Source organism: Terrihabitans aquatilis (assembly GCF_052542005.1).
This window is the reverse complement of sequence record NZ_JBOCUO010000003.1, coordinates 342,023-356,455: the sequence shown is the minus strand read 5'-3', so window position 1 is coordinate 356,455 and position 14,433 is coordinate 342,023. Positions and strand designations below refer to the sequence as shown.

Here is a 14,433-nt window from a genome sequence, read left to right as displayed (position 1 = left end):
ATCAGCAGGCGATCCGAAGACCATCATCATTCCGCCCAGTCCTCGGCAGCCGACGACAATTCGCCTTGGTCCCGGCGGGTAGACGTCAGTGCCGTACGGGCGGACGCAAGAAGAGGTCCCGCACGGAAGAGCGACAATCGATGAAAGCCCAAAACCTCAGCCGCAAGGGCGCCCTTTTCCGCGACTACTTTCGCCAGCCGGCCGGTTCCAAAAAGGCTCTGGCGGACGATGAGGATATCGGGAACCTCGATCCGCCTGCCATCCACGTCGAAGCTGAGCGCCCAGGGTTCGAGCAAGTCTTCATCGGCAAGCAGGCGGGCCAGGTTTTCCGTTTCCGCGGCCTGCTCGCAAAATGCGTCCAGCGCGCCGAAGCGTTGCAGCGTCGCCTTGGTCAATTGCCGATCAGGCGTCGTGATCGGCGCACCCACGTTCTCGGGATAATCCGCGAAAACATCGCACAACATTTTTGGCGTATCACGGCGGACACCTTGCTCTGGATCGAGCCCGAACGGGTAGGCCTGCAGCAAAAGAGGCAGATGTTCGAGGCTCAGCCGGACTGCCGGAGGAATCGCATTAAACGTCGGGAGCAGTGAACGGATGGCAACAAGTTGCGTGTCGTCGCCCTGGCGCCGCCAGGCCACAGGAAACCACGCTGCAAGCCGGGCCACCTCCGTGTGTGCGATCGGGACGATGTTCAGTTCGCGAACGAGCCGGTAGGCGAAGGGCGAAAAGATGCGTCGGGTCGATACATCTTCGCTCAGCGGAATGAGATTTTCACGCATCACACATCCAGGCCGAAGCACGGGCGCATTGTTTAACACAAACTCGCTCATGCATGCGACGCTGCGCCTCGCGAAAAGGCGCGAAGAGCGAAACGCCGGGGCAGCGCAGGAAGAAGACTTATGTTAAGTTAACGACATGGCGTTCGTCATCTCATTCGTGCAACGAAAGGGAGGGGTCGGAAAAACGACTCTTGCCATGTCAGTTGCCGCCGAATTGCGGCGTCGGAATGCCCCGCTTGCCGTAATCGACGCTGACCCGCAGGCCTCAGCATCGGCTTGGGCAGAATTGGGGCATCTCGATTTCCCGGTGTATCAGATCGGGCTGGCCGACAATCCCGTTCAGGCTTGGGCTGAAACGGTGATGAAGGTTCCTCACCATTGCCTCGTCATCGACACCTCGCCCAATGAGCGCTCCGTCGCCGCCGCGCTTGCAATCTCAAATATCGGCATGATCCCTTGCACTCCGTCGGGTCTCGATATCGACGCCACGATCAAGACGCTCGACATCGTGCGGGCCGTCCGGGCGCGGCGTGGTCCTATTCTCAAAACGGCCATCGTCCCGAACCGGGTAGACACGCGCACCCTTGAGGGCCGCCAGATCATCGATGAATTGCAGGATCTCGGCGAGCCTATCGCCCCTGCGGTCGGTGCGCGGACAGCCTTTCTACGAGCCTTCTCAGCAGGCCAATCGGTGTTCGAGCAACTTCCCGGAGGCTCTGCCGATCAGGACATCAAGCGCCTGTGCACGTTCCTGGATACCGAGTTCGCTCCACAGAAAGCCGAAGTGCGACCGACATCTCTCGTCGGCTGAAATCCCGCTCCTGCATCATGCGCCGAGCGCGAAGCGTATCTTTTCGCGGAAGCCCGGCCAATCATGCTCCAGCGCAAACCGGCGGATGCTATCGCGATCATATCCGGATTGAGCAACGCGATCTCGGCTTTGAATCAACGCTGCAAGCAACGCGTCTTCCGCGCCGGCCTCGATGATCGTCGCCGCTTCCGCTGAGGGCTCCAGATCGGGCAATCCGGTATTCCAGGTTCCGATGCAGTGCAGACCAGCCGAAAGCGCCTCAAGATAGACCAGCCCGAAGCCCTCCACGAGCGACGGCATCACGAACACGTCGGCACTCATCATCGCATCGGAAAGTTGTTCCCCGGACAGACCGGACCTCATCACGACGTTTGCCTGATCTGTGAGCGGCCGGATACCGGGATCAAGTCGTGACGTGACCACAGTCAACAAGCAATCGGTCAGCCCCGCCTTCATCCACGCCTTCAACAGATGATGGAGGCCCTTGCGCTGCACACCCTGACCGACAAACAGGAAATGACACGCAAGGCGATTTGAACGCGAATGTTCCAAAACTCTGGCCGCCCCCCCGGGAATGGGGTTCGACCCATAGGGAACGACTTTGATCAGGCTCGGATCGCATCCTGCAGCCGTCAGGGAATGCTTGGTGAAAGCGCTTGCGCAGATGATCTCGGACGCGAGAGGCCATTCCTCCACAATTTCCGTCGGCAGACGCTCCAAAGGCTGTGAATCCAGTTCGTAAGCGAAAGAGTGCGTGACTTCCGGATGGCGTTCAACGTCCTCAGCGAGCAGCTGACGTGATGCGCGCGGATGCGGATGGAACTGGAAAAGAATTCGACGCTTGTCCGGCAAGGCACGGAAGGCGTGATAGCCAGCGCCACTGTAGAGGAAGAGATCAGCATCACTGTGCCGCGCCAGTCCTATGACGCGATCTGCAATGTCATTGTCGATCCGGGCAAGCTGATCGAAGGTGTGGAGCGGCAAGCGCCGATGGCGCAATTGCCTCAGGATGGCCGCTGGCGTGCTCATGACAGCACTGCTCGGAAGCCCGCTCCGGTGCCGCCGTTCAAGCTTGGGCACAAAGGTCCCGAACGCGCTCAAAACAGCGTCAGGTGTGTAAAAATCCGTGACGTGGCGTTCCAGCAGGCCAGCTTCCTGCAAGGCCAACGGGATCTGATAGAGGTCGCGAGACCCTGCCGCAGCCGTGATGAACCTCATCGCAGAAGCCGCCCCTCACCTTCTTGGAGAGCCAATTCGGCAAGACGGGCTTCAAGCTTCAGAAGGATACCTTCCTTGTTCCAATGCGCGACAGCACGCGCGCGTCCAGCCTCGCCCAGTCTTCGACGAAGTTCAGAATCGTCGATCAGCTTTCCAAGTGCGGCAACAAACGCATACTCATCACCTGGCGGCACCACCAAACCATGGCCTTCAACTTCGCAAGCCACCTGCGTCCCCTTCGCTGCCATAGCGACAACCGGGCGACCGGATGCGAGCATGGGGGGAAGTTTGGAGGGCATGACGAGGTCCATGATCTCGGCCCGCTGAGGCAGCAGGTGGATGTCCGCGGTCGCCAGCAATTCAGGCAGCCTTTCGACCGGCTGAAGATCGAGAAACCGCACATTGGGCAGATCGCTCGTGCGCCGCTCGAGGTCAGCACGCATAACGCCATTCCCGCACAGCAGGAAAACCAGCGGAGCGCCTTTTTCTGCGAATTCTCGCATTACAGGCTCCAGAAGGCCAAGCCCCTGTTTGGCCACCATACTTCCCGAATAAAGCGCAACGAGCGCATCCGGCGCGATATCGATTTGTTGCCTGTAGGCCGTCTCGCGGTCGATCGGCCGAATTGTATCGGTATCGACCCAGTTTCGGATCTCCGTGATACGCGCGGCGGGTACGCCCTTTTCGGTGATGGCATCCACCATGCGGGACGAGATGGTCGACACCCTGTCGAAGCGCCGCAGAAACATGGCTTCCAATCGCAGGATTGCTGGCAGCAACCTCGCGCCATGGACCATGCCCAACCCGAACGCTGCCTCCACTTCAAGGTCTTGCTGATGGATCCATGCTGCGGACCGCGAAAGGCGCGCTGCGATCAGCGCCGACAGGGACGCTATCAGCGAAGGCGCTATCGTCACGACGACGTCGGGCTTCATCCGGAGTGTCACGCCGATCGCCCCAATAGCGCCGCTCATGGCAAACGATACCTGGCTCAGCAGGCGGCGGAGCGTCGATGGGGTCCCGGGTACGTAGAGCGGGCAGCGGGTGATCGTAAGCTTCGCGGAGAGCGTTTCCTTCGAGAAGCGCCAGCTGGAGAACCCGGTCGGGACCTTCCATGCAGGATAATGGGGATAAGATGTAACAACATGCACCTCGTGCCCACGCGCTGCGAGCCACTCGCACATTTCGCTGGTGTACTTGCCGATACCGGTCACTTCCGGGGCATAATTCAGCCCGCACACCATGATCTTCATCGGGATCGAGATCCGGCATCCTGCGCCAAGAACCAGCGGTAAACGCCAGCGATCCCGTCTTCGAGATTGATCCGCGGTGTCCAGCCCAAAGCCCGAAGCCGGTCGGAGTTCATCAGCTTGCGCGGTGTCCCATCTGGCTTGCTGAGATCAAGAGCGATTTCCCCCTCGAACCCGACAATTCGGCAGACGAGCTGGGCAAGCTCCAGAATGCTGATATCGTCGCCCGCGCCCACATTCACATGCTCGCGGGCGCTGTAGAATTGTGCGAGGTGAACAAGCGCGTCCGCGGCATCGTCGACATGCAGGAACTCTCGACGCGGCTCGCCCGTGCCCCATACCACAACCTCGCGGGCGTTGTGTTCCTTGGCTTCGTGCACCTTGCGGATGAGCGCCGGGAGGACATGACTCGAGTTGAGGTCGAAATTATCTTCGGGGCCATAAAGGTTCGTCGGCATGGCCGAGATCATGTCGCGACCGTGCTGCACCCGATAAGCCTCGGCGAGCTTGATGCCCGCAATCTTGGCGACGGCATACCATTCATTCGTCGGCTCTAGAGGCCCGGTCAGCAATGCTCCTTCGTCGATCGGTTGGGCAGCGAGCTTGGGATAGATGCAACTCGATCCAAGAAAGATCACCTTCGCGACGTCGCAAAGGTGAGCTGCCTGCATGAGATTGGATTCGATCATGAGGTTGTCATAGAGGAAGTCGGCTGGCGCGCGGCTGTTGGCCAGAATGCCTCCGACTCTGGCTGCCGCGATGAAGACGACATCCGGCCGCGCCTTTGCCATCCAGGTCTCGACATCCTGCTGACGACGCAGGTCAATTTCGGCGCGGTCACAGGTCAGGATGGTGCAATCTTCTCGCTGAAGGCGACGGACGAGGGCCGATCCGACCATGCCGCGATGACCCGCAACGAAGACGCGGCGCCCGCTAAGGGAGAACACCAATTCGGCCATTCAGAAATCGATCCTGGCGGCGGCTGTCAGCTCCGATTTGAGCAGCCGAACATCCGCCTGCACCATCTCCGACACCAAATCTTCGAAAGCGACCTCATGATGCCAGCCAAGCTTCGCACGGGCTTTTGAAGGATCGCCCAGCAGGCAGTCGACTTCAGTGGGGCGGAAATAGCGCGGATCGATCTCGATCAGCACACGCCCGTTTGTAGCGTCGATGCCTTTTTCCTCTACGCCCGCACCGACCCAGTCGATCCTGATGCCAACTTCCACGAACGCTCTTTCCGCGAACTCACGGACAGTGTGGGAAACACCGGTCGCCAGCACATAATCGTCTGGCTCGTCCTGCTGCAGCATCAGCCACATGCCCCGGGCATATTCGCGCGCATGTCCCCAGTCTCGACTGGCATCCAGATTGCCCAGAAACAGGCGATCCTGGTGTCCGAGGGAAATCGCGGCGACGGCACGAGTGATCTTGCGGGTGACGAAGGTTTCGCCCCGGATCGGGCTTTCATGGTTGAACAGAATGCCGTTTGACGCGTGCATCCCGTAGGCTTCGCGATAATTCACGACGCTCCAAAACCCGTAGAGCTTTGCCGTCGCGTAAGGGCTGCGGGGGTAAAAGGGGGTTGTCTCGCGCTGCGGGACTTCCCGGGCTTTCCCGTACAATTCGGAGGTGGAGGCCTGATAGAATCGGGTTCTGTCAGAAAGACCGAGCAGGCGTATCGCCTCGAGAAGCCGGAGCACACCCAACCCGTCCGCATTTGCAGTGTATTCGGCGGTTTCGAAACTCACCTGAACATGGCTCTGAGCAGCCAGATTGTAGATCTCGTCCGGCTGGGTTTCCTGCACGATACGAATGAGATTGGTGGCATCCGTCATGTCGCCGAAATGCAGGAAAAAACGCGCATCCGTCTCATGCGGATCACGATAGATATGCTCGATCCGCCCGGTGTTGAAGGAAGAGGATCGCCGCTTCACGCCGTGGACGACATATCCCTGATTCAGCAGGAATTCCGCGAGATAGGCGCCGTCCTGACCGGTTACCCCTGTGATTAGCGCGGTTTTCGGGAGAGCTTCAGGCGTCGGATCGGTCATGGCAGCGCTCTCCGCCGAGGCTTGTTCGCTTGCCCCCGTGAACCTTCCAGAAATGCCATCATCTGCGGCAGGCAAACCCGTTTCAGATCGAAACCGCCGATTGCGCAATCTCGTGCGCGCGAGCGCATGTCTTCCATCCGCCTCCGGTCACCGAGAACACCCACAACGCCTTCAGCGATCCGGCTGGGATCGAAAAACGGCACCAAGATGCCGTTCTGCCCGTCGATGACCTCGGTCACCGGTGGCGTGTCAGATGCGACAATCGCACATCCGGCGCTCATCGCCTCCAGCAACGACCAAGAGAGGACGAACGGGTAGGTGAGATAAACATGAGCGGTCGAAACCTGCAGCACCCGCACGTAATTCTGATAATCCAGCGTCCCGGTGAAATGCACCCGACGCGGGTCAATCCCATGCGCCACTTCATCGAAGAAGATGGACTTCCAAGTCTTGCCCGCCGGAGGATGGGCGCCATACGAAGTTCCCTCTCCGCCAACAATGATCACATGCGCGTTTGGCCGTTCGGCGAGAATCTTCGGCAACGCCCGCATGAACATATGGTAGCCCCGCAGCGGCTCCAGATTGCGCGCCACGAACGTCACCACCTCGTTGCGTGACGTCAGCTCGATGCCGTTTGCCAGCCGAACCGAAGCATTGCGTACGGGCGCAATAGCGTCGGTGTCGATGCCCTCGTGAATGACCTCGATCTTCGATTGGATCTGGGCCGGATAGGTCGAGCGCTGCCAATGGGTGGGAGAGATTCCCTGGTCGCAATCGAAAAGCGCCATCACCGTCGAGGCATTCTTCAAATGAAGGCTGATGTGTCCATCCAGCCCTGTCGTTGGAAACTCCGGATCGAAGCCAACGTCGCGCCCTTCTTGGGCATAGAAGAATTCACAATAGGCAAGGATGCGGGTGCCAGGAAACATCGTACGAAGGGGCAGCATCTCGCCCCATCCGGGGTGGGCGACGATCAGATCGGGCGAGAAACCCGACGACGACAGCGAGGAGAGACCGTACAAAACCTGCTCCGCTCGCCGGCATTCGAGATCGAACCGGCGGGCGAACGGATGGGTGCGGGACACATCCGCATCACCCATCGAATAACGCAGCAGGTGCACGCCATCCAACGCGCGCGAAGTCCTCGATCCTAGAGCGACGACCTTATGGCCTGCGGCAGCGAGCGCCGGGGCCACATGCCTGAATTGGGCAGGAAAATTGTTGTGAACGAAGAGGATGTTCATGACGAAGGTGCCCGGTGGCCCGCGCGGGCATACCCATCTTGGTATATGACCTTTCTTGCAGAATTCCGAATGGTAAAAAAGAGTTGGAGACGTGGAGGGCGAGCATGATCGGCGCAGCTAACTCCTCATCCCTGATTGACACGATCACCCGCCCTTCGTCCCTCACCTCGCGAAGCCGCGCATGACCACGGAGCTAGCGGGTCGACGTATCCGGGGCGCATTTCTCGCCCATGGCCTCGGGCGCGGCGTCCGTCTCCTCGAGCAATTCCTTCTGGTGCCTCTGCTGCTGGCCGGATGGGGAACAGACCTTTACGGAAGCTGGCTCACTCTCAATTCGCTGGGCGCGCTAGCGGCTCTTGCAAGCTTTGGCATCGGTCATGCCGCTTCGGCCGACATCGTCATGCGCCATGCCGAAGGCGATACGCAGAAGGCTTCAGAGACCTTCATCACCTCGATGACACTCCTGGCGGCGACGACGCTGACCGCAATTCTTCTCGTCTGGCTCGCTTTGAGAGCATGGCCTCTTCCAGATTCTGTGGTTCGGATGGCGCCTGCCGAAGCCGAAATCGTCTTGCTCATGGCCGCTCTCGCAATCCTTCTGTCCTTTTGGCTGGAACCGCTCATCGGCGCGCTCAGCGCCACGCTCGGCGCCGGTTTTCCGAACGCGATCACCGCGTTTATCAAAATGGCCGAAATTGCTGGCATCGCCGTCGTGATGGCGCTAACGGGCTCCCCTGTAACGGTCGCCGGCGTCTTGCTAGGCTCGGTCGTCGCCAACCTCGCCATCTTGCTCTTTTTCACCTGGCGCAAAGCGAATTGGCTGTCGTGGCGCGTGAAACATCTGAGCCTCGACCCGATCCGGCGTTCGTGGAAGGCGTCGCTCGGATCTTATCTCGTCTTCCTCGGCTTCAACATCGTCAGCATTCACGCGCCCCGCCTCATCGTGTCGCACGAACTCGGCGCCTCCATGGTCACCGTGTTCACGGTGATGGTGACCTACACCCGCACCGCCCGCAGTCTCGCCGGGCTGGTCGTACAATCCATGCAGGTGGAGATCGGACGCGCCGCCGCCTCCGCGCATTGGACCATGCTCAGAACGATGATTTCGTCGGCGCTTGGCGGCTCCGTTGCGTGCTGCGCACTTCTTCTGGCAGTCGCACTCTCCTGTGCGCCCTGGATGATCCCGCTATGGACACATGGTCAGATCGCCGTGGATTGGCCCATCCTTTTGTCTCTGTCCGCCGTCGCCCTCGCCGGTTCGTTGTTCGATACCTTGTTGAACATTACGATTTCCGTGAAGCGCGTCCTGCCAGTTGCGATGGCTTACTGCCTGGGTCTTCTCCTGGGCCTCGTGACAGGTTGGTTTCTGATTCCGTTCTGGGGATTGGTGGCCCCGGCGGGGATTGGAATGCTGCTCCCGGAGATCGTCGGCGCCTGGATCGGACTACGGGTCATCAAGCCATTGCTCGGCGGACAATCTCTCGCTGCCCGCGCCTGTTTCGTCTGGCCATGGCGATTTCTCAACGCCATCGAGCGAGAGAATCAGCCATGAGCTTCAGAAAGAACGGCCCGAAGATAATCATGCTGGGAGCCCTACCGCCGCCGATTATGGGGCTTGCCGTGGCAAACGCCGCGATGATGGATGCCTTCAAGGCCGCCGGGGCGCATGTGCTCCCAATCGACACCGCGCCCCGCCCGACAAGAGCCGGCCGCTGGGCACAGCTTCGGGCGCGGAGTTCGGTTCGCCTACTCTCACTCGTCACTATGTTGCGTCACACCCTGAGCGCACGTGATTGCGTGGTCTATTGCGGTCTTTCCGGCGGATGGGGGCAGCTCCTCGACCTCGCAGCGCTTCTGATTCCGCGCATCGCCGGACGGCCGATTGTTCTTCACCATCATAATTTCACGTATATCGATCGGCGCAGCGCCCTTTCGAGCCTGGCCTTCACCATGCTGGGACGCGGAACGCGGCACATCGTGCTGTGCCAGTCCATGGCCCACAGATTGCAGGCGCTGTACCCGAGCATTCGGAAGGTTGACGTTCTCTCGAACGCCGCATGGATCGATAAATCTCCCGGCCTTCCGAGCTTTGGCCGCCCCTTCGGGCGTATCGGCTTCCTCAGCAACATCACGCTCGAAAAGGGGATAGCCCGTTTCATCCGTCTTCTCGAAGAATTGCGCCGGCGAGGCTACGAAATACGTGGCCTTGTTGCCGGCCCGCTCGTTCAGGACGAAGCCGCCGCTCTCGTTCGAAGGGCCGAGGCAGCGGGCCTGCTTGACCATGTCGGCCCCGTCGTCGGCGAGCCCAAGAATTCCTTTCTGCGATCCATTGATGCCTTCGTGCTTCCCACCTCCTATGCCAACGAGGCAGAACCCATCGTGATCCATGAGGCCTTGGCCGCAGGTGTCCCAGTGATCGCAAGCCGGCGTGGATGCATCGGTAGCCTCATCGACGGCGATCACGGATGCCTGCTCGACGCCGACGGCACGGATCTGGGGCCTGCCTTGCAAGCGATCGAAACCTGGATTGCCCAGCCGGATGCGCTGGACCGTGCCCGTCTGGCTGCTCTTGAACGGGCAAATGACCTCAGGTCGGCCGCCAGCGATGTTCGGCGCATATTGGTGCAGGAGATCCTCGGCGAGGTCTGCCGCTAATTCACAGGCCGAGCCACTCGGCCCAAGGCGGCAATGTGCCTCCAGATCGCGCGGCAACCATGCCCGACAACACCTCTCGCTCATCATCCGAACGGGTGCGCAGGAGCATTTGCAGGCGTCCCATCTGCTCCTCTGAAATCATGGATCCGATCGCAACCAGATCCGTTACCAACGCAACCTGATGGGCCCTGTCGAGATGCTCCCAGATGCGAAGACCCAAATCCGTTCGCGCGATCATGACGGCGCTTTCCCGTGGGGCTACCCACGATGACACATCCATCGCCGCAACCACATCATCCAGAGGCGCGCCCCGGGCAAGGCGGGCGCTTGCGAGAGCCGCCCACCCCGCTCCATGCGCTGGCCTTATGGCCAGAAGATTCGACAGCGCAGCCTCAACGGCGTCGGGATCTGCCCGCCCCTCGCGCCAAGCCCGGACCTCCTGATCGACGCGCGCTTGCCGTGCCTCCGCTGCCACCGGAACGGCATCGGTCCAGCGCTCCAGCGCAGTGCCGTCTGAACCTGTGCCAGACCTCGCTTGATCGATCGCAAACATGATAATGCGACCGCCTGTGAGGATCAGAAAAGCCGCTAAGATCCACAGGGTCAGAAAAGCGAACTTATCTGTCCAGCGCACCGACATGATGGATCACGAATGGTAGTAGGCGCCGTACTGCTTCCGATAGCCGTACTCGCCGTAATCGACATTCTTGTCGTGGTCGACCTTGTTCAGGACGATACCCGCCACACGCCTCTCTCCTTCAATGCGAGAGAGGCAACGGCGCACGAGCTCGCGGGGCGTCGTGTTCCAAGCCGTCACGAACACGACCTTGTCGACTTCCCGCGCCACGACAACCGCGTCCACGACGGGACCGACGGGCGCAGCATCCAGCACGATATAATCGAACAAGGGGCGCAATTGCTCGATAAGCGCCCGCATGCGATCCGATCCCAGAAGATCGGAGGGCGTCTGGGAATGAGACCCGCTGCCAATCACATAAACCGGTGAACCGGCATCCTTAAAGAGGATCTCGTTCAGCGGGAGATCGTCTGCCAGATGATCGACCAAACCCTTTCGGCCCTTCAATCCGAACGTCTCGGTCAAGGCCGGCCGCCTCAGGTCGCAATCGATCAAAAGCACTCTCTCGAAAGCCTGGGACGCCGACATCGCCAACGCCGTCGCGATCGTAGACTTGCCTTCGCCGGGGACAGACGATGTCACTCCGACCACGCGCGCCGGATCGTCGACATCGGACATCTGCACGCCCACGCGCACACTGCGCAGTGCTTCGCTGAATTGAGACAATGGCTTCGCGACGAGGTATCGGCCAGGCGTCATGACCGCGCCATCAATGAGCAGCTCCTGCTTCTTCAGCAATGGCACGGAGGCGAGAGCGGGCAGCTGGGTGAATTCCTCGACTTCGGAGAGATTGCGGAAGCCGCTGCGCAGCACTTCGACGGCAAAGGCGCTGGCAACGCCTGCTCCGAGCCCAAAGAAAAGGGACAGGCCAAGGAAAAGAGGCTTGTTCGGAAAGCTCGGCTTGTCGGGAATGAGCGCCGGGGACACGATCCGCGCCTCTGACGAATCCAGCTTTGTCTGTTCCTCGGACAGCTTGAAGCGCGACAGGAAGGATTCGTAGAGCGCCTTGTTGGCGGTCGCGATACGCTGCAATTCACGCAATTGCACAGACAGCTGATTGTCCGCGCCGGATTGGCCGGTAAGCGCTTTGACGTTGCTGTCGAGCGCCTGCTCACGAGCTTTCGAAACCGAAAGCTCGTTCTGGAGATTCTGCACGACGCGCGATGCTTCACGGTCGATCTCCCTGCGGATGTCGCCGAGTTCGGCCCGAACTTTCACGACGGAAGGATGCCTGTCACCATAGCGGGCAATCAGATCGGCTTCCCGACGCGACACCTCGGCCGCCTGAGAACGGAGATCGGACACAACCGGCGAACGGAGCACGTCCGGCACCGCATCCACCCGCCCCCCGGCGTCGATGATCCGTTGGGCCTGATCGAATTTTGCCTGCTTTTCGGCAACGTCGGTCCGGGCGCTTACCAGATTGGCGTTCAGCTCGGAGAGCTGTTGTTCGGTGACCGAGCCAGTATTGGTGTCGAAAAGATTGTTCGCGGCACGGAATTGCTCAACGGCTTGTTCCGACACCCGCAATTCGTCGCGAAGGCTGGCCAATCGCTCGCTGAGCCATTGTGAAGCACGCCGCGCAACCTCGTAGCGGGCCTCATATTGATCGAGCAAATAGGCATCGGCGAAGGCGTTGGCCAAGCGCGCCGCCTTCTGGGGGTCTGACGACGACACCGAAACGACGATAACGTAGCTGACGCCTACCCGGCGCACATCCAACGCGTCGCCGAGTTCACGAACAGCCGTCATCTCCGCCGCCGTCATGGGGCGCTGAGTTACGCCGACCGAAGTGCCGAATCCTCCAGCATCTGCTGGCTGGGGCGCGGCGCTGCCGGAGAGTGCGCCCCACAAACTAAACAGGCCGCGGCCGCCAATGGTCGCGAATTCTGGATCTTGATCGAGCTTTTGGGCCTGGACTACACGCCGTCGTAAGGCCTCCGACTTCAAGATCGTGACCTGACTGTCGATCATTGGAGAGTCCATGCTCAATTCAGAGAACATGGTTTCGCTCCCAAGCACATTCCCCTTGTTTGGCCCCAGGAGAATGTTGACGGAGGATGTGTAGGTCGGCGTCAGCGTGAAGAGAACCACCATCATAATGGCCATCACGCCCAGCGTGATGGCGCCGATCAGGCGCGCATTGTTGAGAAGGACCGCCAGCAGAGCACGGGCGTCCGGCGCGCGGCTTTTGGCCTCCTCACCGCCAGGAATGATCAATTGCCCCTGCACCCGCTAAACTCCCTTTGATCCGGATGTGCCCGGACGGATCGACGTCGAACTCAAGGCCACTGACACCTCCGATCCCAATGCAGATGAACCTCCGGCTTCGAGACTGCTGAAAGCCTGCGAAAACCCAAGTCCGGAGATAGCTGCCCAGGCAACGGCCACGGCTTGCACCTGCATGCTGAAATCCACGAGGGCATGCACGCCGACAAGAACGGATGCGGCGATGCCAAGTGCCGGCATATAGGCCATCCGGCGACGGGATAGAGCGCCTGCGAAACATCGGAAGGCGATGATGAGAAACAGTGAGAGATACAAAAATGCGACCGGAAGGCCGATGCCTTGTGCCAGTTCCAGATAGCTGTTGTGAGCCTTATCCCACGTCCACATCGCTGAGATCGTCGCGTCCCGGGCAAGCGGAAAGGCGTCTTGAAACGCTCCATATCCGCTGCCTGTCCATGGCTGGTCCACAATCGCGCCGATCACGATCCGGAACACGCTGAGCCGGCTTTGTAGATCCTCTTCCGCATGATCGAGACGCTCTGCCACCGCGCCTCCATGCGAAAAGAGGATTGTCGCGATGAGACTCATGAAGAGCACTCCGGCCACAAGGCCGGCGAAGGAGAAGCGGCCTCGCCGACGCAGGCCGAAGCCCAGCAGGCATAAGGTCGCGATCAAGGTCGATGCAAGGCCGGCCCGGGATGACGACAGCGCCAAAGCCACGACGAGGCTGATCGCTGCGATCAAAGCGAGCCCCGTCCATCCCTGGAGACCTTCAATGAGGGAGGCGAACCGACGCTTCCATCCGCGCTCTCGCCGCCTGATTTTGTCCAGAACGGCGAGAAGGAAGGCGATTGCCACCAGTAAATGGAGACCCGCCCAGGTCGCGAAGGTATTGCGATTGATGAACGTACCCGTCACTGAATCACGGTAAGCCAGCTTCGGAAACCAGAGCACTCTTTCCGGCGCCAGCGCAAAACCGACAATTCCGTAAGCGGCGTAGATCAGGCCGATCAGCATCATCACCGTGAGCAATTGCAGGGCGCGTTTTTCGGAATGCCCCATTTGCAGCGCTAGCCAGAACACGCCGACGATCGTTGCGAAACGCACCAGCCCGAGCAAGCTCAGGCTGGGATTGAGGCTGATCGACGGGAGAACGGGACGGCCGAGGATATCTGCGGATGTCTGCCAAAGCGGCGGCGACCAGTTTGGCAGTGGAAGTGTCTGGATCAGGATCCAGACGGCAATCACCAAAGCTAAGCCCATCAGCAGAGCAAGGCGCCGCACCGGAAAAGCAAAAGAGCGTTCCTGAAGACGAAGGGCGACGTCATAGCCTGCGACCAGCAGCCCGATTACCAGGGCATTGATGCCCCAGGAGACGAGCCCGTTGCTGCCGAACCAGAATGGACATGCCGCCAGAAACAGGATTAACCCGCAGAAAGTTGTTTTCTCAAGCATTTCGCCGGCATGCTTTCGCGAGCCGGTCTGCGCCGCGAAACGAACAGGCGTTTCAGCAGCAAAGCCGCTCAACGGAATTCACTGCAGGTCTTAGGCAC

Annotated in this window: 12 protein-coding genes; 3 read left to right on the top strand and 9 right to left on the bottom strand. The window is 60.2% G+C overall.

Annotated elements, in window-relative coordinates:
* Positions 1-26: 26 nt before the first annotated feature.
* Positions 27-782, bottom strand: coding sequence for a SapC family protein (locus tag ACQ6S1_RS12600; RefSeq protein ID WP_445041559.1), 756 nt, complete (start codon positions 780-782; stop codon positions 27-29).
* A 136-nt stretch (positions 783-918) separates the two neighbouring features.
* Here ACQ6S1_RS12600 and ACQ6S1_RS12595 point away from each other — a divergent pair, with 136 nt between their 5' ends.
* Positions 919-1,593: a nucleotide-binding protein gene (locus ACQ6S1_RS12595; protein WP_445041558.1), complete on the top strand. Its 675-nt coding sequence runs from the start codon at positions 919-921 to the stop codon at positions 1,591-1,593.
* A 15-nt stretch (positions 1,594-1,608) separates the two neighbouring features.
* On the opposite strand, the gene ACQ6S1_RS12590 is transcribed toward ACQ6S1_RS12595, so the two are convergent.
* From ACQ6S1_RS12590 to ACQ6S1_RS12570, 5 genes are read right to left on the bottom strand one after another with little or no spacing between them, the layout of a single operon-like run.
* On the bottom strand, positions 1,609-2,811 hold the full coding sequence (locus ACQ6S1_RS12590; RefSeq protein WP_445041557.1) for a glycosyltransferase family 4 protein: 1,203 nt from the start codon (positions 2,809-2,811) through the stop codon (positions 1,609-1,611).
* The gene (locus tag ACQ6S1_RS12585) at positions 2,808-4,064 is read right to left on the bottom strand and encodes a WcaI family glycosyltransferase (RefSeq protein WP_445041556.1); all 1,257 of its coding nucleotides are present in this window, start codon (positions 4,062-4,064) and stop codon (positions 2,808-2,810) included. The genes ACQ6S1_RS12590 and ACQ6S1_RS12585 overlap by 4 nt, the downstream gene beginning before the upstream one ends.
* Positions 4,061-5,020, bottom strand: a complete 960-nt coding sequence (fcl, locus tag ACQ6S1_RS12580) for a GDP-L-fucose synthase (protein ID WP_445041555.1) — start codon at positions 5,018-5,020, stop codon at positions 4,061-4,063. The genes ACQ6S1_RS12585 and fcl overlap by 4 nt, the downstream gene beginning before the upstream one ends.
* Positions 5,021-6,115, bottom strand: a complete 1,095-nt coding sequence (gene gmd, locus ACQ6S1_RS12575; RefSeq protein ID WP_445042020.1) for a GDP-mannose 4,6-dehydratase — start codon at positions 6,113-6,115, stop codon at positions 5,021-5,023. It lies immediately after the preceding gene.
* Positions 6,112-7,311, bottom strand: a complete 1,200-nt coding sequence (locus ACQ6S1_RS12570) for a glycosyltransferase (protein ID WP_445041554.1) — start codon at positions 7,309-7,311, stop codon at positions 6,112-6,114. The genes gmd and ACQ6S1_RS12570 overlap by 4 nt, the downstream gene beginning before the upstream one ends.
* Before the next feature lie 229 nt (positions 7,312-7,540).
* Here ACQ6S1_RS12570 and ACQ6S1_RS12565 point away from each other — a divergent pair, with 229 nt between their 5' ends.
* Both ACQ6S1_RS12565 and ACQ6S1_RS12560 read left to right on the top strand, forming a co-directional pair.
* Positions 7,541-8,911: a lipopolysaccharide biosynthesis protein gene (locus tag ACQ6S1_RS12565; RefSeq protein ID WP_445041553.1), complete on the top strand. Its 1,371-nt coding sequence runs from the start codon at positions 7,541-7,543 to the stop codon at positions 8,909-8,911.
* Between the two features lie 29 nt (positions 8,912-8,940).
* Positions 8,941-10,014, top strand: coding sequence for a glycosyltransferase family 4 protein (locus ACQ6S1_RS12560; RefSeq protein WP_445041552.1), 1,074 nt, complete (start codon positions 8,941-8,943; stop codon positions 10,012-10,014).
* A 1-nt stretch (position 10,015) separates the two neighbouring features.
* Here ACQ6S1_RS12560 and ACQ6S1_RS12555 read toward each other — a convergent pair whose 3' ends face one another.
* The 3 genes from ACQ6S1_RS12555 to ACQ6S1_RS12545 all read right to left on the bottom strand — a co-directional run bounded on the left by ACQ6S1_RS12555 (position 10,016) and on the right by ACQ6S1_RS12545 (position 14,407).
* Complete coding sequence (locus ACQ6S1_RS12555) at positions 10,016-10,567, bottom strand: hypothetical protein (RefSeq protein WP_445041551.1); 552 nt, start codon at positions 10,565-10,567, stop codon at positions 10,016-10,018.
* Positions 10,568-10,660: 93 nt separating this feature from the next.
* The gene (locus ACQ6S1_RS12550) at positions 10,661-12,883 is read right to left on the bottom strand and encodes a GumC family protein (RefSeq protein WP_445041550.1); all 2,223 of its coding nucleotides are present in this window, start codon (positions 12,881-12,883) and stop codon (positions 10,661-10,663) included.
* A 3-nt stretch (positions 12,884-12,886) separates the two neighbouring features.
* Entirely contained in the window at positions 12,887-14,407 is a 1,521-nt protein-coding gene (locus tag ACQ6S1_RS12545; RefSeq protein WP_445041549.1) for an O-antigen ligase family protein, read from the bottom strand.
* Between the last annotated feature and the right edge of the window lie 26 nt (positions 14,408-14,433).